Genomic DNA, 21,637 nt, shown 5'->3' with positions numbered 1-21,637 from the left:
CTGACCGCCTGGCGGGATTAAATTTATTTATCTTTTACAAAAACCTTATAGTCCCAGGCTTTGAGTTTCAGGGGAGTTTTGTCTTCGGAAATTACGAGAGGCTGTTCTGAAAACAGTTCTGTATAACGGTTTTTAATGTATTTAGTATCCAGCTTCACGTCAGTTTCCTGATCGGAAAAATTGATAACGGTAAGTACGGCATCGCCGTTTTTCTCACGGTAAAATGACAGGATCCACTGCATGGTGTCATTGGTAATTCTTTCCATTTCACCGCCCCATTTTCCATTCCATAACGCCTGATTGTTATGCTTAAGACGGAACAGCTTTTCATACATCGGGTAAAACTTATGGTCTTTCCATTGAATCGGATCTTTTTCGAAAAAGGCAAGGCTTCTGTTCAGTCCGGCTTCCTGGCCACTGTATACCAAAGGCATTCCGTTTACGGTACTGCATAAAACCATTGCTGCCTCCAGCCCGTTCCCAAAATTGGAAAACTGGTTTCCTTCCCAGGAATTTTTATCATGGTTGTCGGTAAAGGTCATCCGGTAAGAATCAAACGGAAAGCTGTTGACATCATGAGCCATATATTCAAACAGCGCCGGTGCTCCTTTCTTCTCGATAGTCGCCTGCTTCAGTTTGTCCCAGAGAGTCCAGGAATATGTCATATCAAACGATTTTTTATAAAGATCCCGGGATTCCCATTCAGCGAGCATGAATACCGGTTTTATACGGTCCAGTTCCGCTCTTGCATTTTCCCAGAAATCCACCGGGATAAAGCCGGCTACATCACACCGGTATCCATCAATATCTGTTTCAGAAACCCAATATTTAAGCGCACCGGTCATGTATTCCCTAAAAGCCGGTTTGTTATAATCAAAATCAATTACATCATCCCAATCGTACCACGGCGTCGACTGAAATTTCCCTTCCCGGGTTTTGGTGTACCAGTCCGGATGCTGCTTTGTCAAAGGATTGTCCCACGCCGAATGGTTTCCTACCCAGTCGATGATCACATGCATTCCCATGCCGTGGATTTTGTTAACCAGACTTTTAAAATCTGCTAAAGATCCGAAATCAGGATTGATTCCCTTAAAATCTTTCACGGAATAATAGCTTCCGAGGTTACCTTTTCTGTGAAGTTGCCCGATTGGGTGAATCGGCATGAGCCAGACAATGTCCACACCCATTTTTTTCAGCCGTGGCAAATGTTTTTCAAATGCCTTAAAAGTCCCTTCAGGAGTGTATTGCCGAATATTGACCTCATAAATAGTCGCATTTTTTGTCCACTCGGGATGGGTAATTTCTACGTAAGGTTTCGGCTGGTACCGCGGATCGTTCGTTTGCCCCTGAACAGAAAGAAAGAGCAACAGTATAATGAGTGAATATATTTTTTTCATGAGATCAGATATTTACCCTAATGTATAAATAAAAAAGCGTTTCGGAATGAAACGCTTTTAAAATTCTAGGTAATGTATTTTATGAATACATTTTTTCTCTTAATTCTTTTACTTTTTTATCAGCAAGATATTCGTCGTACGTCATTTCACGGTCGATGATTCCGTTCGGTGTAAGCTCGATGATTCGGTTACAGACTGTTGAAAGCATTTCGTGGTCATGAGAAGACAGCAAAATGTTTCCTTTAAAGTTAGACAGAGAGTTGTTCAATGTCGTGATACTTTCAAGGTCTAAGTGGTTGGTAGGTTCGTCAAGCAAAAGGATGTTGGCTTTCTGCAGCATCATTCTGCTGAACATACATCTCATTTTTTCACCTCCAGAAAGTACTTTACATGATTTCAACGCTTCATCACCGGAGAAAAGCATTCTTCCCAAAAATCCTCTTACGAATTCTTCGTGACGTTCTTCATCGTTTTTTGTGAATTGTCTTAACCAGTCTACCAGGCTTAAATCTTCCTGGAAGAAGTTGGTGTTGTCCAAAGGCATGTGAGACTGTGTTGTAGTAACGCCCCATGCAACGGTTCCTTTGTCTGCTTCAACATTTCCGGCTAGAATCTCGAAAAATTCAGTAATGGCCAATGAGTTTTTGGATAAAACCGCAACCTTATCTCCTTTTTTAAGGTTTAAATCGATATTTGAGAATAGCAATTCCCCATCTTTTGTTTTCTCAAGCCCTTTTACATCAAGAATCTGGTCTCCCGCTTCTCTTTCCATTTCGAAAATAATCGCAGGATATCTTCTGGAAGAAGGCTTAATATCGTCGATGTTCAGTTTGTCGATCATTTTCTTTCTTGCAGTAGCCTGCTTAGCTTTGGCAACGTTAGAGCTGAATCTGGCGATGAAGTCCTGAAGTTCCTTCTTCTTTTCTTCCGCTTTTTTATTGGCCTGAGCTCTCTGTCTTGTTGCCAACTGGGAAGCCTGATACCAGAATGAGTAGTTACCAGTATAAAGGTTTAACTTAGCATAATCAAGGTCACCGATGTGGGTACAAACGGTATCCAGGAAGTGACGGTCGTGAGATACGACAATTACGGTATTTTCGTAATCTGCAAGGAAATCTTCAAGCCATGAAATCGTATCGATATCAAGGTCGTTGGTAGGCTCATCGAGAATCAAAACGTCCGGGTTTCCGAAAAGGGCCTGAGCCAATAGAACTTTTACTTTGTCTTTGTTCTCAAGCTCGCTCATCATCTGCCAGTGCATATCATCTTTAATCCCAACGTTTGAAAGCATGGTCTGTGCATCGGATTCTGCAGTCCATCCTCCCATTTCGTCATAGATTACACCCAGCTCACCGGCTTTGATTCCGTCTTCATCAGAGAAGTCTTCTTTCGCATATAGCGCATCCATCTCCTCTTTTATCTCGAATAATTTTTTGTTACCTCTCAAAACCGCTTCAAGCACCGTATACTGGTCATAAGCAAAGTGATCCTGCTCCAAAACCGACATCCTTTTTCCAGGCTCCAGAGATACGTGTCCTGTAGTTGGGTCCTGTTTTCCGGTCAATATTTTAAGGAATGTAGACTTTCCTGCACCATTTGCTCCGATAATCCCGTAGCAGTTTCCTTTCGTAAACATAATGTTTACCTCGTCAAAAAGAACTCTTTTCCCGAATTGTAAAGATAAATTAGATACTGTTAACATATAGTTTTGTAAATTTGGCGCAAAAATACGAAAAGAATTTGGGTATTTCGTAATAATGTAATTGTCAAGTTTTTAAATATGGGATATTTTTTATATATTCCATAAGATAAATAACAGGATGGTGAGAAGTCTTTGACCGATTTGCCGGAAATGCAATCCTTCTGCATTGATCCTAATACAACAAATTAAAATGAAGATTGAAAAAACAGTAAATATACTCAACAGGAGAGCCCGTTTTGAATACGAAATTCTTGAAGAATTTGAAGCGGGAATGGTTTTAACAGGTACGGAAATCAAATCTTTGCGTTCTTCAAAAGCATCCATTGCAGAATCATTCTGTCAGTTTATTGATGGGGAATTATACATTATTAACATGATGATTGATGAATATAAATTGGGAACTTTTTATAATCATAAAACAAAAAGGGAACGGAAATTGCTCTTGCACAAAAAAGAATTACAAAAACTTGAAAAAAAGTTAAAGGATGCAGGCAACACGATCATACCTTTAAAATTATATATCAATGACAGGGGTAAAGCAAAGGTCCTGATTGCGCTTGGTAGAGGGAAAAAACTCTTTGATAAAAGGGAAAGCATAAAAGATAGAGAAAATAAACGAAACCTCGACAGAATATTAAAGAAAAGTTAAAAATCAGCGTAAAAACTTTGTATATAAAGAAAAATTATATTTATTTTGCATTATCAATTATTTAATCATTTAATTCTATGAAAAATCTAAAATTAGGAATTTCAGCATTGGCACTTACTGTTGCTTCTACTGTGTTCGCTCAGACTACCAACAATCCGTGGTTGATCGGAGTTGGTGCTCACGCGGAAAATCACCTTGCACAGGGAAGTAATTTCAGTAATACATTCTCTGCTAGAAACTTGACAAAAACAATGTTCAATGTGAACAATTTCTCTATTACACCTCCATTGTCAAAACTTACCGTAGCTAGGAACATCGGTAAAGGTTTGGTTATCGACTGGCAAACTACCGTTGGTAACGTGGAGAACAAGAGATTCAATATGGGTAAAGAATTCATGTTAATGACAGGTCTTGGTTTCCAGGCTAAAGCTGCAGGGCTTATCTGGAATGAAGAATCTTGGTTCGATCCATATTTAAGAGTTGGTGCTAACTACCTAAGACACGATTATACTTCGTTAACATTCCCAAGAATGGATGCTAACGGTGTAATGGTGAGCAACGGTGAGAACGGTAACGAAAATGGTAAAGCTAATTTCTTTACGGTTGCTGCTGGTGCTGGTGTTAACTTCTGGTTAACTAAAAACTTCGGTTTAGGTGTACAAGGAGATTACGTATCAACTCCAGGTGACAAATCAAACGTTGCTAATTTCTGGCAAGCTTCCGCATCTCTTAACTTCAGATTCGGAAACAGAGATAGAGATAAAGATGGTATCTTAGATAAAGACGATTTATGTCCAGATACACCAGGTTTACCAGAATTCCAGGGATGTCCTGATACTGACGGTGATGGTGTTCCAGATAAAGATGATCAATGTCCAGACGTGGCAGGTCCAGTTGAAAACAACGGATGCCCTTGGCCAGATACTGACGGTGACGGTGTAATCGATAAAGATGATGCTTGTCCTACAGTTGCAGGTCCAGCTGAAAACAATGGTTGTCCTTGGCCAGATACTGATGGAGATGGTATCCTAGATAAAGATGATGCTTGTCCTACAGTTCCAGGTCTTCCAGAATACAACGGATGTCCTAAGCCTAAAAAGCAAACTGCTATTGAATTAGAACAACAATTCGGAAGTGTATTCTTCGATTTCAACAAAGCTACAATCAAAGCTGAATCTAAAGCAGCTCTTGATAATGCAGCAGAATTGATCAAAAAAGACGGAGGTAACTACCTATTAGAAGGTAGAACCGATGCTAAAGGTTCTGAAGCTTACAACTTGAAATTATCTAGAGAAAGAGCTGCTGCGGTAGTTGCTGCTTTAGATGCTAGAGGTTGTAGATGCTAACGCTCTTAAATCTATCGGTGTTGGTAAAGCGAAAGCTACTGTACCAGCTACAGCTACTGATGCTGAAAGACAAGTAGACAGAAAAGTGGTAGTAACAGCTATCGAAGATGCGGCTCAGTGGGAAGCTCTTAAGAAAAGAGATTACGAAGATCCGACTCCGGTAAAAGTTAAAAAAGCTCCAGCTAAGAAAAAAGCTGCTGCTAAAAGAAGAAAATAATTAAAGTTTTCTAAATATAAATACCTCCAGTGTTCTGGGGGTATTTTTTTTTCGTTGACTTTTAATTAATTTTGTTGAAAATTAAAAATAAAAATGGGAAGAGCATTTGAATATAGAAAAGCTTCTAAAATGGCCAGATGGGATAAGATGGCCAAAACTTTCTCCAAAATAGGTAAAGACATCGCATTAGCTGTAAAAGCAGGCGGAGCGGATCCGGAATCGAATCCTGCATTGCGAAGATGTATCCAGAATGCCAAGGGGGCCAATATGCCAAAAGATAACGTAGAAAGAGCTATTAAAAAGGCGAGTGGCGCAGATGCTGAAAATTATGAGGAAATTACTTACGAAGGATATGGCCAGGGCGGAGTTGCTTTTTTCATCGAGTGCACGACCAACAATACCACAAGAACCGTAGCCAATGTAAGAGCTGTTTTTAATAAGTTTGACGGTAACCTGGGTAAAAATGGTGAACTTGCTTTCATCTTCGATAGAAAAGGAATTTTTACAATCGACTTAGCACAGATTAAAATGGATTGGGATGATTTCGAAATGGAAATGATCGACGGTGGTGCAGAAGATGTGGAAAAAGATGAAGAGGAAGTAATGATCACTACAGCTTTTGAAGATTTTGGTTCATTATCCCATAAGTTGGATGAACTTGGAATTGAGGCTAAAAGCGCGGAACTTCAGAGAATTCCTAATAACACCAAAGAAGTAAATGAAGAACAGTTCAAAGCAAATATGAAAATGCTGGAGCGTTTTGAAGACGATGATGACGTTCAGAACGTATATCACAACATGGAAGTCACTGAAGAGTTGATGGAAACGTTATAAAAAATAATATAGCATTCATATACAGTTAATTTTCAAATAGTTTCTTTGCATAAAACTATGAAAAGAAACGTTGAATTGGTTGTTATATCGGATGTTCATTTGGGAACTTATGGATGTAAGGCTAAAGAATTGCTGAGGTATCTCAATTCTGTTCAGCCTAAAACTTTGGTACTGAACGGTGATATCATCGATATCTGGCAGTTTAAAAAGTCTTACTTCCCTAAGCCTCACCTGAAAGTGATCAAAAAGATCCTTTCTTTGGCTACAAAAAATACCGATGTATTCTACATCACCGGAAATCACGACGAAATGTTCCGGAAGTTTACCGACTTCGAACTGGGTAAGCTGAAAGTCTGCAATAAAATCTGTCTTAACATTAACGATAAAAAAACATGGATCTTCCATGGTGATGTCTTTGACGCTTCTGTACAGCATTCGAAATGGATTGCTAAGCTAGGCGGTAAAGGATATGATCTGCTTATCGTTATCAACAATATTGTTAACTGGTGTTTAGAAAAGATGGGTAAAGAAAAATATTCCTTTTCGAAAAAGATCAAGAATAACGTGAAAAAAGCGGTGAAATATATCGGAGATTTCGAGCTGACTGCTTCTGAACTGGCTATCGACAATCATTATGATTATGTAATTTGCGGCCATATTCATCAGCCGCAAATTCGGGAAGTTGTTAATAAGAAAGGTTCGTGTATCTATATGAATTCCGGAGACTGGATCGAAAATCTATCGGCACTGGAATACAATGAAAATGAATGGAAGATTTTTTATTATGAGGATCACAAACATCTGCTAAAAGACGATGGAGCTGAAGAAATTCAGGACATAGACCATACTGACCTTCTAAAAATTGTAACCAATTTCACAACATGAAAATCCTATATGCTTTCCAAGGAACCGGTAACGGGCATGTCGCTCGTGCACAGGAAATCGTTCCGATCTTAAAAAAATATGCAGCAGTAGATACCCTCATTAGCGGGCACCAGTCGCAGTTAAAAGCTGATTTTGACGTTAATTTCCAATATAAAGGTATTTCTCTGCTTTATAACAAAACAGGCGGTTTATCCTACCGCAAAACGTTTACGGATAATAAATTTTTGGAAGCGGCTCGTAATATTCAGGAAATCGATCTTTCGAAATATGATTTAATTATCAATGATTATGAACCTTTAACCGGCTGGGCATGCAAACTAAAAAACATTCCGATGATCGAACTGAGTCATCAGGCTTCGATGTTATTTAAAGAAACACCCAAGCCTGACAAGAAAGACTTTTTTGGAGAATTAGTTCTAAAATATTATGTTCCCAGTAAGAAAAGAATCGGTTTTCATTTTGAGAATTATCATCCACAAATCAAAAAGCCGGTTATCCGTCAAAAAATCAGAAATCTTCATCCGGAAAAGAAAGGCTTCTATCTGGTATATCTTCCCAGTTTTTCAGATGAAAATATTACGAAGGTACTAAAACAAATTCCGGTAGAATGGAAGGTATTTTCTAAATATTCGAGACTTCAGTTTAAAGAGAAAAACGTTGAAATCTTCCCGATTGACGAAATTCAATATTTAAAAGCTTTTGAAAGTTGTGAGGGAATTCTCTGTAATGCCGGTTTCGAAAGCCCTGCAGAAGCTCTTTTCATGGATAAAAAATTATTTGTCATCCCGATTCACAATCAATATGAACAGGAATGTAATGCCTGCGCTCTTGATAAAATGGGAATTCCGAATTCCAAGATTCTGAAAGTGGAAGAAATCCGAAGTTGGGTCGCTTCTGATCAGCATCTCAGAGTAGATTATCCAAATGACATTGAAGAGATCTTGGTCAATGAAGTTTTAACGTTGTAGAAATACGTCCTCGACATCACGCATACGCATCATCACCGATCTTGCATAGGAACAATGCGGATACACCTTCCAGTTATTTTCTCTGGCAAACTTAATCGCTTCCTCAACCAGGTATTTTCCCATTCCCCGGCCCTCAAACTCCCGGTGGACCAGAACAAATGAGATCACCAGTTTATGATCCTGCGGGAAAATAGTATATGTTAATCTTCCGACTTCTTTAATTTCGTTATTTAACGTAATTACCCCACCGTTTCCTGATTTGTTATTCTCGAATCGCATAATGAAATTTTAGTCTTAAAAGTACAAAAACCACACCGTATGGCTAAAGGTGAAGAGTCGATGGTGAATTGTGGATCAGCTTCGCTGTCAATTTTTATATACGACAATACACTATCAGGTCCTTTAAAGAATAACATTGCTTTTAAATGATGTTGATCAATGGAATTTTATAAAAGATAAAAAATTCACCATTCCTTTCTAGCTGTCCTTGCCGGTATAATAATTATAATCTTTAATCACCACTCCGATAAATTGTCTTTCCGTCATTTTAGTAGGGTCTACTTCAAGTTTCAGGATACTTTTAATCTTGTCGGAAAGCCTGCTGATAATCTGTCGGTCGTCTACGCGGATGGCTTTTATATAATTGTCTTTGATAATCCTCATATCATTGTCGCTAAGGGCAATAACCTGCGGGAAAGTAGGAATATAATCCTCTTTAATGTTTTCCAGAATCGTATGGGAAATATTAATGCTGTTTTTCAATGAAATAACTGCTGTGCCGGCTGCAATATCACCCAGCCGCTGGTTGTTTTTGGATACAATCATAGCGATCAATCCCACCACTCCCATAAATGTGGTGTCAATAATCCGGAATATCCAGCGAATCATATAATCGCCGAATCCCGCTTGGTAACCGTCGATTTTAACCACCCGAATCTTCATAATTTTTTTTCCCGGCGTCTGTCCTTCCATTAAGTTTTCCAACACCAAAGGATAAACGAAGGTAGGAAAAAGAAGGATCACATATACAGCCCTTATAGACCAGGGATCCAGGCCATTCAGCAGATACCCCAAATCCAGAATATTGAAGAAAATGTAAAAAATTGCAATGGTATAAGCTACCTGGATGAGAAGGTCGAGAATAAATGCAATCATCCGGTCTCCGACACTGGCTGTGTTGAAATTAATATTTACATTTTGTGAGGTATTAATGGCAATTTGAGACATAATTTTTATTATTTTAGCCTTACAATTATGAGAGAAGTTTATTTCATTAAACAAAATAAAGAAAAATGGTTGGGAATCGAACAGGTTATCCAGGGGAAAATTAAAAAAAATCCCGATGACCTCTCTTCGCTGTACATCAACCTGGTGAATGACCTTTCTTTTGCGCAGACCTATTATCCCAAAAGCAATACCACCGTTTATCTGAACCATCTTTCGGCTCAGATTTTCCAGAAAATTTACAAAACCAAAAGAGTAGAGGAAAACAGGCTGGTTTATTTTTTTAAAACGGAAGTCCCTTTGTTGGTTTTTCAGTACAGGAGGTATCTGGGATATGCTTTTCTGTTTTTTACCTTATTTACCTTGATCGGCATACTCTCGGCCGTTTACGATAAAGATTTCGCTAAAATCATTTTAGGGGAAGACTATGTCAATCAGACCATCGAAAATATCAAGAGCGGAAATGCCGTTGGGGTATATCAGAGCGGCTCAACTTGGGGAAGTACGATCGGGATTATTTTCAACAATATCGGCGTCGGTGCAAAGCTTTATATTTACGGAATCATCGGAGGAGTAGGAACATTATACGCATTGCTGTCCAATAGCGTAATGCTCGGCTCATTTCAATACTTTTTTTATGATTACGGAGCTTTGAAAGACAGTGCAAGGGGAATCTGGCTTCATGGGGTCTTCGAAATTTTTTCGATGGTGGTAGAGGCGATGTGCGGGCTGATTTTAGGCACTTCAATTTTATTCCCGAGAACGTATTCAAGGTTCAATTCTTTTAAAAACGGATTTAGGGATTCATTTAAAATATTTTTAAGTACGGTTCCTTTTACCATCTGTGCAGGCATCATCGAAGGATATGTAACCCGTCACGCGCTTACCATGCCCCTGTTTCTGAATTTAATTATTATTTTCGGCTCACTGGTGATCATCGGATTTTATTATTTCGTATATCCTGCTATCGTCAATAAAAAAACTAATAACCAGATTCATCATGCAGCTTTATAAAAAAAGAGATTTCGGAACTTTTATCAGTGACAGTTTTGCTTTCTTTAAACAATACGGAAAAAATTATTTTAAAAACTTTATTCTCCTGAACGGATTGCTCCTGATCCTGATGGTTATTGTGATCGTCTTAGGTTTCAGAGAATTTTTCGGGGCACTTGTCGGCTCGAATATCAGCGGGCAGAGCTATTATCTGGAACAGTATTTAACCGATAACTTGGGAATGTTTGTGGGGTTGGGAATTTTTCTGTTTATTCTTTCAACGGCGTTAATGACGATCAATCTTCTTTTTCCCGTTTTTTACATGAAAAGAATCGCAGAAGGGAAAACTGTTATAAAAACAGATGACATTTTAACTGATTTTAAAAGCAATATCAGAAAAGTCTTTATACTTTATGCAGGTTTAACCTTATTGGTAATGCCAGGTGCAACTGTGCTTTTCGGGATTACCTATATCCTTGTTTTCCTAATTATTGGTATTGCCTTAATGCTTTTTTTGCTGCCCAATCTGTTTAATACGGTCACTTTTCTATGCTATGATTATTTTAACGGAAAGAGAGGCTTTTTCGAAAGCTTAAGCTATGCCATCCGTTCACAGTTTTCATACCCAAATGGACGCGAAAGTTCACCCTACTGGAAATACTGGGGTTCTACCCTTATCATGGGGCTCCTGTTTTATGTTGTAAGCAGTATTTTTACGGCTGTACCAATGATTATTTATATCGTAAAGCTAAGTACAACTGCTCCTGACGGAAATTTTGAGCAGAATCCTATGGCTGGAAATTTCGGGATGGTATTCTTTGTTATTTATGGCATCTCGTCACTTGTTTCTACTTTGCTGATGAATGTTTTATACATAAATTCAGGACTGATGTATTATGATAGCCGTACTGATCTGCACCAGAAAGTGGAACTGGCAGAAATAGAAACCATCGGGAATAATGAATAAGCTGACTTTTTTATTACTGATTTTTTTCACCGTTGGGCATACCTCTGCTCAGACGGAAAGTGGCCCGCCTCCGACGTCAGCAGAAGTATATGTTGATTCTATCGATACCGGACATTACCGAAATATGTACCGTGCGGATTCTGTTCTGCAGAAAAATCCGGTCAGTGAAAATACAGTATATCCTAAAAATTTTAAACCTAATGTGCCATCCCGTTATAACGGGAAAGATTTCGATTATACGACAGTAAAGCCCCGGATGTCTTTCTGGGAAAAACTAATGGATAAAATCGGCCGGCTGCTGGATAGTATTTTCGGAAAAACCATTTTTACGAAAACAGGAAACGTAGCTGGTGTTTTAATCCGGTTTTTTGCCATTCTGCTTGTCGGTTTCCTATTGTATTTTATTGTTAAATATTTAATTGCAAACGGTGGATTTTCACTGTTTGGCAAGAAAAACAGGAAAGTAGACATCAGAGAGGAAGAGCTGCATGAAAACATTCACGAGATCAATTTTCCGGAGAGCATCCTGAAGTTTGAGAAATCTGGTGATTTCCGTTCGGCGGTACGGTATCAGTTCTTATTTATCCTGAAAAAACTGAGTGATAAAAAATTAATCACCTGGAACCCTGAAAAAACAAATAAAGATTATCTGGCAGAACTGAAAGTTCCCCATCTGAAAAACCAGTTCTACGATCTTTCCTATATTTTCGATTATGTATGGTACGGAGAATTTACCATCGATGAAGCGAGCTATATGAAATTCAAGGACCAGTACCAGTCATTTAAACCGTAATTATCCTGATCATGAACAAAACTTTTAAAATATATGCTGTAATCTTCATCGTAGTGGTGATTATTCTGGCATTGTTTGAGGTCAATAAAACGGAAAGCACAGACTGGCGGAAAAATTTCAAAACCTACCAGAAATCACCGTTCGGACTCTTTGTTTTTAACAATGAAGCCAGGGATCTTTTCAAAAATAAAATAACAAAGAGCGACCAGACGCCTTACGATTATTATAACCAGAACAAAACGAAAAAGCCGCACAATATTCTCATTATCGAGCATGAAGTAGACGGGGAATCCTGGAACCAGGTTTTTGAACAGGTTTCCAATGGTTCGGACGCTATGTTGATTGTCAGTGATATTCCGAAAGAGGTTTCCGACAGCATCGGGTATTACGATTCTAAAATCTCTTTCGAGGAGGAGAATGTATTGAAGCTTACCGACAAAAAATACCGGAATGATTTTATAAAACTGGATAAGTTTCCATCCGGACGGGGATTCACCTTCATTCGGCCGGGAACGGAAGTGCTTGGAAAAACCGTTGAAAAAAACAATACCGATCAGGCTAATTTTATTAAGGTAAATTACGGAAGAGGCCACTTTTATGTTCACTGTGAACCCCTTTTCATCACCAACTATTATCTTTTGAAGAAAGGAAATGTAAAATATGCGCAGGATGTTTTTTCCTATCTGGACAACAGGGAAACAGTATGGTTTGACGAAAGCAATTCAACAGAGTCAAGGTTTTTTCTGAGGTTCATTTTATCAAATCCTGCATTGAAATATGCATGGTGGGTTCTTTTGGGCGGATTGCTCCTGTTTATTTTCTTTAATGCGAAAAGAAAACAGCGCATTGTTCCGATTATCGAGCCATTGAAAAATACTTCGGTAGATTTTGTAAAAAGCATTGGGAATCTGTATTTACAGGAAGGCGATTTTCACGATATGATGGCTAAGAAAGCCCAGTATTTCCTGAATAAAGTGAGAATGGATCTCCTGATTGATACGCAGAATCTCGAAGAGGAATTTGCTAAAAAACTGCACCTGAAAACCGGGAAGCCTTTGGAAACGATTGATGAAGCCATTATCCTGATTAAAAAAGCACAGGATCCCTACGCGCAGGTCATGAAAGAAGATCTTGCCAGAATGAATAAATTACTTGATGAAATAATTTAAAACATAACAACATGATAATGTAGCAATGTAACAGTTTAATAATGTAACAATATAAAGTATAATAGTTTAAGATGATTGTTAAACTAGGTACATTGATACATTGGTAAATTGCTATATTGAAAATTGCATTTAAAAAATGATACATATGGAAAACTTAGATAACCCGAATACAGAGCCTCAAAGCTTCATTAATCTGGATAAAAAAGAAGAGCCGTTTCATTCGCGGATTGATATGCTTGAGCTTCGCGTGAGCCTTGAAAAAGTAAAATCCGAAATCGCCAAAGTTATTGTCGGTCAGGAAAGCATGATTGAGCATCTTTTAGCCGCGCTTCTGTCTAATGGACACGTCCTGATCGAAGGGGTTCCGGGAGTTGCCAAAACCATTACGGCAAAGCTTTTGGCCAAAACAATTGATGTAGGATTCAGCAGGATTCAGTTTACGCCGGATCTTATGCCTTCCGATATTTTAGGAACCTCCGTTTTCAGTGTCAAAAATTCCGAGTTTGAATTTAAAAAAGGCCCGATTTTCTCAAATTTCATTCTGATTGATGAGATCAACCGTTCACCGGCCAAAACCCAGGCCGCTTTGTTTGAAGTAATGGAAGAGAGGCAGATCACGATGGACGGAATGCGCTATACAATGGAAGAACCATTCCTGGTAGTCGCCACCCAAAACCCGATCGAGCATGAAGGGACCTACCGGCTTCCTGAAGCACAGCTCGACCGTTTTTTATTCAAGATCAATGTTGGTTATCCGAATCTTGAGCAGGAAATTGCGATCATCCGGAATCAGCATGAAAGTAAACAGGAAGATAAGACCGAAGTGGTGAACAAGGTAATCACCGCTCAGCAGTTAAAGACTTACCAGCAGCTGGTAAAAGAAATCATTGTGGAAGCCCAGCTGATGGAGTATATTGCGAAGATCATTATCAATACAAGGGAAAACCAGTTCCTGTATCTGGGAGCTTCTCCAAGGGCAAGTCTCGCTTTATTAACGGCCTCTAAAGCATTCGCCGCCTTAAGAGGAAGAGACTTTGTAACACCGGAAGACATCAAAGAAGCAAGTTATGCCGTATTGAGGCATAGAGTGATCGTCTCGCCTGAGAGAGAAATGGAAGGTCTGACGGCTGATGAAATCATCCGGCAGATTTTGGAAGGAATAGAAATTCCAAGGTAAAAAAACGGTTGCAGGTCTTTGGCCGGCAACTTAAATTAAGCATATAGTTTATGAAGAACTTATATATCAATACACGCTTTTTCTTCGCACTCATTGCAGTGGGGATACTGTATGTTTTTGCATTTTTCTTTCCGGTCGTTATGGTGGCTGCTCATATTCTTCTGCTGTTGTGCTTTCTGGCGGCAATGGTAGACTGGCTTCTTATATTCAATCAGAAAAAGGGGATTTCGGCCCAGAGAATTCTGCCTGAAAAATTATCGAATGGCGATGAAAATCCGGTAAAAATCGATATTAAAAATAATTATAGCTTTCCTATCCATGCCAATGTGATTGATGAAATTCCGTTCCAGTTTCAGAAGAGGGATTTTTTGATTAAGAAACGGATCGAACCGGGTAAAAATACTTTCTTCCAGTATATTCTCGAACCCAAAGAAAGAGGGGAATACAATTTCGGAAGCTTGCATATTTATGTTTCGTCACCTTTAGGCTTCGTTTCAAAAAGGTTCAGCTTTCAGAAAGATGCAAACCTGCCGGCCTATCCGTCATTTATCCATTTGAGGAAATATGAGCTGATGGCATTGCAGAGCGAATTTCTGTTAGACGGAATTAAAAGGATCAGGAAACTGGGCCACACTATGGAATTTGAGCAAATTAAAGACTATGTGCCGGGTGATGATATCCGGACGATCAACTGGAAAGCAACGTCCAAAACAAATCGTCTGATGGTCAACCAGTTTCAGGACGAAAAGTCCCAGCGTATTTTCATGCTGATCGATAAAGGCCGAACGATGAAGATGCCCTTCAACGGATTGAGCCTGCTGGATTATTCGATCAATGCGACGATGGCATTATCCCATATTATCCTAAAAAAAGGAGACCGTGCCGGGATGATGACTTTTTCTAAAAAAACGGAAAATAAAGTCGCTGCGGAAAATAAATCGGGACAGCTGAGGAAAATTTCGGAAGCACTCTACAACATCAAAACAGATTTTTTTGAAAGCGATTTCAATAGGTTATATCAGGATGTAAAATATTCTCTGAACCAAAGGAGCCTGGTGTTGTTATTCACCAATTTTGAAACCCTTGACGGTCTCAACCGCCAGCTGAAATATCTGCGCGGAATTGCCAAGAACCATTTGCTGGTCGTAGTTTTCTTTAAAAATTCTGAATTGCAGACCTTAATTCACAAAAATCCAGAAAGCATGCAGGAGATTTATGATGAAATTATCGCAGAAAAATTTGAGTTCGAAAAAAAGCTGATCATCCAGGAGCTCCGCAAATATGGGATTTATACCGTTTATACACTGCCTGAAAATTTGAACATCGATGTCATCAATAAATATCTCGAAATTAAGGCGAGAGGGATTTTATAGTGATCCATTTTATAAAGCTCCTGAGAATTGTTTTGATCACGGTATCTTTTGGTACTGCTGTTTTATCCTGTGGTAGAAAAGTTGGACATGAGGATGATTTTGTAATATTTAAAGTAAATCCTAAAACTGAACCTGTTTCTTTTTACTGGAAAGACGATGATGTGACAATTCTCAAAAACATCAATAATCTAAAGAGTAAAATTGAGCGGGATAAAAAAGAATTAAAGTTTGCGATGAATGGTGGAATGTTTAACATAGACAATTCTCCAAAAGGGCTGTACATTGAAAATTTTAAAATCCTGAATCCTATCGATACCTTATCATCAGGCAAAGGTAATTTTTATCTTCATCCTAACGGTGTATTTTATCTTACAAAAAATAATGATGCCGGAATAATTCAGACAAAAGATTTCAGATTGTATTCCAATATAAAACAAGCTACCCAATCAGGCCCAGTTTTGCTGGTTGATGGGAAAATCAATCCTATTTTTCAGGAAAAATCCAAAAATACGAACATTAGAAACGGAGTAGGGATTTTGAAAGATGGAAATATCGTTTTCATCATGTCTAAAAAAGAAGTAAATTTTTATAATTTTGCTTCTGTATTCAAAGAGTTTGGGTGCAAAACAGCTTTGTATCTTGACGGTTTTGTTTCAAGAACCTATTGCCCCGAGAAAAAGTGGATACAGAAAGACGGAAATTTTGGAGTCATAATCGGGGTAACAAAATCAAAAAAATAAATCAAAATGAAAATATCACTTAACAGAATCAACGACGATTTTTTATTTGAATGTACCAACTCCCAGGGAAATTCAATTCTTCTCGATAATACGACACAGCCCGGTGCAAAAGGAGTTTCCCCGATGGAAAGTGTCCTGATGGCCGTGGCCGGATGCAGCGGAATCGATGTGGTTGCTATTCTTAAAAAGCAGCGGCAGGAAATTACCGGTTTCCAGGCTGAAGTGGAGGGGGAAAGAATTCCCGTTGATGATGCAAAACCTTTTAAATCCATCAAAGTAAAATTTCTTCTGGAAGGGAATATCGATCCTAAGAAAGCCTACAAAGCGGCTCAGCTTTCCTTTGAAAAATACTGCTCGGTTTCCAAAACACTGGAACCGAATGTAGAAATCGGATACGAAGTTTTCGTCAACGGAGAAATTGCAGAAGCATAAATTTTAAATTAAATAAAACAAAACCCCGGTCAGAATATATTCCGACCGGGGTTTTTTAGTATGAATGTGTAAACTATTTATTTTTTAATCGTTTTCATACTCTTCACAGAACCATCTTTCATGGTTAGGGTAAGAATATACATTCCTGATTTTATTCCGCCCAAGAATAATGCAGAAGAAGGGTTTTCAACAGTGGTAACCACAACTCCCGAAGGATCTGTCAATACCGCTTTTTTCACATTTTCCGCTTTCTCAAGATAAAGGGTATCCGCGAATGGATTCGGATAAGCGATTCTTTCACTTCCTTTCGTGCTTACTTCATTGGTTGCCAAAGCTGAAGCCGGCTGTAAGGTAACGGTTACTGTATAGGTTCCGTTGTCTACTTTTGTATAAGATGCATCACAACCCGCACTTTCATTACCCCACATTCTCCACGCTCTTAATTGAAAATTTACAGTACCGGTAAGGTTATTGGCAATGTTTAATCCGGATCTTTCATATGTGTAGGTACCTTGCTGAGATCCTGTCCCGGAAGACGTAGATGATTCAGGGGTATTATTTGTTGTACAGACCAATATACTTCTCTGCTCTTCCATGTAAGCAAGGTTGGTGGAAGTCATTTGGTACTTAACCTTTGTAGATGCTATTTTATAACCTGCAGGAATACTTACGGATACAGTTCCTGAACAAGCGATGCTTGTTGTTGCGCTTGGCTCTGAACTCGCATAATCACTACTGATATCACCTGTAGTATAAGTTGCTGTTAATTGTCCCGGCGTGAACTGGGTCATGGTCCAGTAGCTTTGTGAAGAACCTCCGCAGTTTGATCTTACCCAGAAGTAATAAGTCTGTCCAGTAGTTAAACTATTCAGCGTGACAGAAGTTCCTGATGCTACACTTGCTGTAGGAGTGGTTGTTGCCGTAGGAGCTGTAGAAGAAGTACTAAGATAATATTGATATCCTGCAGAAGGGGCACTGGCTGGTGCAGTCCAGGATACAGAGGCGCCATTCATAGTAGTCGTAGCAGTTACACTAGTCGGCATTGCACAGGAATTGTAAACATTTACTGCAAAACCAAAGATATTAGGGATTCCTCCTGTTCCTGTTTTGGCAACGGTTACACTTTTTACAGTTTTGGACTGGTTGGCTGCGTCAATTGCTAAAGGAAGCTGATACAGTCTGGGATCGGTTCCGGAACCCGACTCAAGATTATCATTGGTCTTCTTTATTCTCCCGATCCCTTGGATGGCATAATTGCTTCCGCCGTACCAGTCAGAAATAGCGACACCAGTAAATGTTTGTGAAGTATTATCTGTAAAATTAACAGTGGCGTCTACCGTACAGGGGCCGCTTCCGCCTGTTGCCAGCATATAGACTACAGTTGCGGATAGAGGATTCGAAAATTGTAAAGTTCCGGTGTCACCTGCATTTTGAAGTCTTAAAGAATTATTGGCACTGTAAGATCCCAATTGATAAGTAAGTCCGGAGGTTGAGGCTACGGCAGAGTTGATAATTCCATTTACCGGAAGCCCATAAGTAAGTGCCGTACTGCTTGCTGTTAACTTAAAATCTCGGGAAACAAATGCATAACTTGCACCATCTACATCATTATTGGTAGAGGAAGCGGATGGTCCGACTCCATTCGCAATTACATCCGCATTAAAACCGCTTTGAACAGCTAAAGGCTGATAGTTCTGTGCATGCAATTGATTCGTAAACATACCGGCTAGAATAAGCCCGGTAAAAGAGAGTAGTTTTCCTTTCATAAATGATTTTTATTTTTTCGTTGCTAATATAGGGATTTGATATCAAAAATTCATCTTATAGAAGGTTTTGATATTAATTTTTTTTATAAATAAGATAAAATGTATTGAAAATGCTATTTTTAATAGATATTAACTATTAAATCCCTATGTATTCATCCACGGTAATAACATATACCACAATAAAAAAGCCTTCCGGAAATAGAAGGCTTTCATATAAATAAGGTCTTATGTTCAATTTTGTCTTGGTTTCAGAAGCTTGGCGACAGTAGCCGTCCAACCTGTCTGATGGGAGGCACCGACGCCCCGGCCGTTGTCCCCGTGGAAATACTCAAAAAAAGTAATATAATCTCTAAAGTTCTCATCATAATTGAACTTAGGATTTCCTCCATTAAAGGGTCTTTGTCCTACCTCATCCTTCAGGAAAATAGAACACAGCCGGTTGCTGATATCCTGGGCTACCTCATCCAGATTTTTCATTTCATGGCTTCCGGTAGGCAGTTCCACCTTTAAGCTGTTTCCGTAATAAAAATGGAATCGCTGCAAGCTTTCTACAATCAGGAAATTAATAGGGAACCAGATCGGTCCTCTCCAGTTGCTGTTTCCGCCGAACATGCGGCTGTCACTTTCCGCAGGCGTGTAGTAGACCACATTTTCAGTTCCGTGTACAGAAAACTTAAATGGGTTTTCTTCATAGACTTTCGACATGGCACGGATTCCGTATCGGCTTAGGAATTCCTTTTCATCCAGCATCCGGGATAGAACTTTGGTCAGCCTAGTTTTGCGGAGAATACTCATTAGATGTTTTCTCCCGTGGCCTTCCTCTTCCCAGTGCGATACCAGCTTGGTAAGTTCCGGCTTGTTTTTCAGTACCCACTCCATTCTTTCTACAAAATTCGGCATTTTATCAAGCAGATGATGATCAATGATTTCCACCGCAAACATCGGAATCAATCCAACGATACTTCTCAGTCTTAGCGAAGCACTGTCGCCGTTGCCAAGCTGTAGGACATCATAGAAAAATCCGTCCTCTTCATTCCAGAGTCCTTTCGTTCCGTCACCCAGGTTTTCCATAGCCTCGGCAATATAGAGGTAATGCTCAAAAAATTTAATGGCCATATCTTCATAGACCTGATAATATTGGGCAAGTTCCATGGCGATCCGCATCATATTCAGTGCGTACATTGCCATCCAGCTGGTACCATCGGCCTGTTCGAGATGCTGACCGTCTTTTAAGACCATATTCCGGTCAAAAGCCCCGATGTTATCGAGTCCGAGGAAACCTCCGCCGAAAATATTTTTGCCGTTTTTATCTTTCCGGTTAACCCACCAGGTAAAATTCAGAAGTAATTTCTGGAAAACTTTTTCCAAAAATAAAAGATCAGCCTTCCCGTTCTGTTTTTCATCAATTTTAAAAACCCTGAAGCAGGACCAGGCATGTACCGGCGGATTTACATCGCTCAGGTTCCATTCGTAAGCGGGAAGCTGCCCGTTCGGGTGCATATACCATTCCTTTGTTAATAAAAGAAGCTGTCCTTTGGCAAATTCCGCATCAATGAGGGCTAACGGTACACAATGGAAAGCAAGGTCCCAGGTTGCATACCACGGATATTCCCATTTATCGGGCATTGAAATAATGTCTTTATTGTGAAGGTGGTTCCATTCCGTATTTCTTACATAATGATTAAAATCCCTTGGAGCTACAAAATTAGGATCGCCTTTCAGCCATTTTCCTACATTGTAATGGTAGAACTGCTTGTTCCAGAGAAGTCCGGCAAACGCTTGTCGCTGTACATTTCTTTCATCACTGTCCGTCACATCACTCTGGATTTCATCATAAAATTCCTGAGCTTCTGTAATCCGAATATTGAAAATCTCATCAAAATCCTCAAAAGGTTCATCCAGATCATATGGCGACAATCTGAAATCAAAAGTTTCCGACTGCCCTGCACCAACGATTTCATCAATCAGGAAAGAAGCTTTTGTGCCTCTTTTTTCAGGATTTACGGTATTGCTTCCGTAAATAATATAGTCGTTGATTCCATCCTTAAAATAGGTGTTTCCCGGATAAGGCGCTCCGTAAAGTTTCGGATTATTCGTTTCATTTTCACAGAAAACACTTTCTGCATTCATGTCCCTCGAATAAAACTTTTTAATTCCGATACTGTCATGATCGATATTGATGCAGCCTTCATGCGAAGCATTCGTCTGGCCTTTATATGTATTGTAACCCCATTTCCAGTTATTTCTGAACCAAACCGTTGGTACCACAACAATCGGGGCATCGATCTGGCTTCGGTTGCATACCGTAACCCGGACTAAAAAATCATTATGGTCTGCCTTGGCATATTCAATAAAAATATCGAAATATTCATCTTTATCGAAAATTCCAGTATCGAAGATTTCATACTCAGGCTGCTTTTTGCTCCGTCTGGCATTTTCGGAACGGATCTCATCATACGGGAACTCATTGATGGGATATTTATACACCATCTTCATATAACTATGGGTAGGTGTATTATCCAGGTAATAAAATATTTCCTTAATATCTTCTCCATGATTTCCCTGAGGATTGCTGAGTCCGAAGAACCGTTCTTTTACAATTTTGTCTTTCTTGTTCCAGAATGAAAGGGCAAAACAGAAAATCTGCTTGGCGTCGGAGATTCCGGCAATTCCTTCTTCTCCCCACCGGTACGCATAGCTTTCTGCATTGTTATGATTGGCGAAATTCCATGCATCGCCGTTGGGACTGTAATCTTCACGTACATTTCCCCACTGCCGGTTGCTTACATAAGGTCCCCAGTTTTTCCAGTTGCTGTCCTGTAATCTTTGTTTTTCTGCAATCATATTTTCAACGGTTTCCTTACGAAGGTAGTTTTTTTTGAAAAAAATTCCAACCCTTATCATTTAAATTATCTTTAATATTTCTCCGGAAGCCTTCTGTTGACGGGTGTTGCAATGTTAAATAAAATTTTTATAAATATTTAAAAGAAAAGTTCTATCTTTGC

Annotated in this window: 18 protein-coding genes and 1 pseudogene; 13 read left to right on the top strand and 6 right to left on the bottom strand. The window is 39.2% G+C overall.

Features of this window, described 5'->3' with window-relative positions:
- Positions 1-23 precede the first annotated feature (23 nt).
- Both QE422_RS19735 and QE422_RS19730 read right to left on the bottom strand, forming a co-directional pair.
- The gene (locus QE422_RS19735; protein ID WP_307462151.1) at positions 24-1,397 is read right to left on the bottom strand and encodes an alpha-amylase family glycosyl hydrolase; all 1,374 of its coding nucleotides are present in this window, start codon (positions 1,395-1,397) and stop codon (positions 24-26) included.
- Positions 1,398-1,476: 79 nt separating this feature from the next.
- A complete protein-coding gene (locus tag QE422_RS19730) occupies positions 1,477-3,099 on the bottom strand; it encodes an ABC-F family ATP-binding cassette domain-containing protein (RefSeq protein WP_294286245.1) in 1,623 nt (540 codons plus the stop codon).
- Positions 3,100-3,289: 190 nt separating this feature from the next.
- Here QE422_RS19730 and smpB point away from each other — a divergent pair, with 190 nt between their 5' ends.
- From smpB to QE422_RS19705, 5 genes and pseudogenes are all read left to right on the top strand, one after another.
- On the top strand, positions 3,290-3,748 hold the full coding sequence (smpB, locus tag QE422_RS19725; RefSeq protein WP_294301811.1) for an SsrA-binding protein SmpB: 459 nt from the start codon (positions 3,290-3,292) through the stop codon (positions 3,746-3,748).
- A gap of 77 nt (positions 3,749-3,825) precedes the next feature.
- A pseudogene (locus QE422_RS19720) lies at positions 3,826-5,311 on the top strand (OmpA family protein).
- Positions 5,312-5,404: 93 nt separating this feature from the next.
- Positions 5,405-6,145, top strand: coding sequence for a YebC/PmpR family DNA-binding transcriptional regulator (locus QE422_RS19715; protein ID WP_307462147.1), 741 nt, complete (start codon positions 5,405-5,407; stop codon positions 6,143-6,145).
- Between the two features lie 57 nt (positions 6,146-6,202).
- Positions 6,203-7,030: a UDP-2,3-diacylglucosamine diphosphatase gene (locus tag QE422_RS19710; RefSeq protein WP_307462145.1), complete on the top strand. Its 828-nt coding sequence runs from the start codon at positions 6,203-6,205 to the stop codon at positions 7,028-7,030.
- Positions 7,027-7,998 carry a glycosyltransferase family protein gene (locus QE422_RS19705; RefSeq protein ID WP_307462143.1) on the top strand — a complete coding sequence of 324 codons (972 nt, stop codon included), beginning with the start codon at positions 7,027-7,029 and terminating at the stop codon, positions 7,996-7,998. The genes QE422_RS19710 and QE422_RS19705 overlap by 4 nt, the downstream gene beginning before the upstream one ends.
- On the opposite strand, the gene QE422_RS19700 is transcribed toward QE422_RS19705, so the two are convergent.
- The gene (locus QE422_RS19700; RefSeq protein WP_307462141.1) at positions 7,987-8,277 is read right to left on the bottom strand and encodes a GNAT family N-acetyltransferase; all 291 of its coding nucleotides are present in this window, start codon (positions 8,275-8,277) and stop codon (positions 7,987-7,989) included. The genes QE422_RS19705 and QE422_RS19700 overlap by 12 nt on opposite strands.
- Before the next feature lie 198 nt (positions 8,278-8,475).
- Positions 8,476-9,225, bottom strand: coding sequence for an RDD family protein (locus QE422_RS19695; protein ID WP_307462139.1), 750 nt, complete (start codon positions 9,223-9,225; stop codon positions 8,476-8,478).
- 27 nt (positions 9,226-9,252) lie between these two features.
- On the opposite strand from QE422_RS19695, the gene QE422_RS19690 reads away from it, so the two are divergent.
- The 8 genes from QE422_RS19690 (at position 9,253) to QE422_RS19655 (ending at position 16,866) form a co-directional block, all read left to right on the top strand.
- Positions 9,253-10,236 (top strand): stage II sporulation protein M, encoded by a 984-nt coding sequence (locus QE422_RS19690; protein ID WP_307462136.1) that lies wholly within the window; start codon positions 9,253-9,255, stop codon positions 10,234-10,236.
- Positions 10,223-11,182, top strand: coding sequence for a DUF4013 domain-containing protein (locus tag QE422_RS19685; protein ID WP_307462133.1), 960 nt, complete (start codon positions 10,223-10,225; stop codon positions 11,180-11,182). The genes QE422_RS19690 and QE422_RS19685 overlap by 14 nt, the downstream gene beginning before the upstream one ends.
- The gene (locus QE422_RS19680; protein ID WP_307462131.1) at positions 11,175-11,975 is read left to right on the top strand and encodes a DUF4129 domain-containing protein; all 801 of its coding nucleotides are present in this window, start codon (positions 11,175-11,177) and stop codon (positions 11,973-11,975) included. The genes QE422_RS19685 and QE422_RS19680 overlap by 8 nt, the downstream gene beginning before the upstream one ends.
- 11 nt (positions 11,976-11,986) lie before the next feature.
- Positions 11,987-13,144, top strand: coding sequence for a hypothetical protein (locus QE422_RS19675; RefSeq protein WP_307462128.1), 1,158 nt, complete (start codon positions 11,987-11,989; stop codon positions 13,142-13,144).
- A 145-nt stretch (positions 13,145-13,289) separates the two neighbouring features.
- Entirely contained in the window at positions 13,290-14,321 is a 1,032-nt protein-coding gene (locus QE422_RS19670; protein WP_307462125.1) for a MoxR family ATPase, read from the top strand.
- 50 nt (positions 14,322-14,371) lie between these two features.
- The gene (locus tag QE422_RS19665; RefSeq protein WP_307462122.1) at positions 14,372-15,694 is read left to right on the top strand and encodes a DUF58 domain-containing protein; all 1,323 of its coding nucleotides are present in this window, start codon (positions 14,372-14,374) and stop codon (positions 15,692-15,694) included.
- Positions 15,695-15,726: 32 nt separating this feature from the next.
- The gene (locus QE422_RS19660) at positions 15,727-16,434 is read left to right on the top strand and encodes a phosphodiester glycosidase family protein (protein ID WP_307462119.1); all 708 of its coding nucleotides are present in this window, start codon (positions 15,727-15,729) and stop codon (positions 16,432-16,434) included.
- A gap of 6 nt (positions 16,435-16,440) precedes the next feature.
- A complete protein-coding gene (locus QE422_RS19655) occupies positions 16,441-16,866 on the top strand; it encodes an OsmC family protein (RefSeq protein WP_307462117.1) in 426 nt (141 codons plus the stop codon).
- Positions 16,867-16,943: 77 nt separating this feature from the next.
- Here the strand turns inward: QE422_RS19655 and QE422_RS19650 are convergent, their stop codons facing one another.
- Together QE422_RS19650 and QE422_RS19645 are read right to left on the bottom strand one after the other, a co-directional pair.
- Positions 16,944-18,632, bottom strand: coding sequence for a T9SS type A sorting domain-containing protein (locus QE422_RS19650; protein ID WP_307462114.1), 1,689 nt, complete (start codon positions 18,630-18,632; stop codon positions 16,944-16,946).
- Between the two features lie 231 nt (positions 18,633-18,863).
- Entirely contained in the window at positions 18,864-21,476 is a 2,613-nt protein-coding gene (locus QE422_RS19645) for a glucosidase (protein ID WP_307462111.1), read from the bottom strand.
- Between the last annotated feature and the right edge of the window lie 161 nt (positions 21,477-21,637).

This window comes from Chryseobacterium sp. SORGH_AS_0447, from assembly GCF_030818695.1.
Classification (GTDB): Bacteria; Bacteroidota; Bacteroidia; order Flavobacteriales; family Weeksellaceae; genus Chryseobacterium.
Note: the sequence above shows the minus strand (reverse complement) of the source record. Positions and strands in the feature narration are given on the sequence as shown.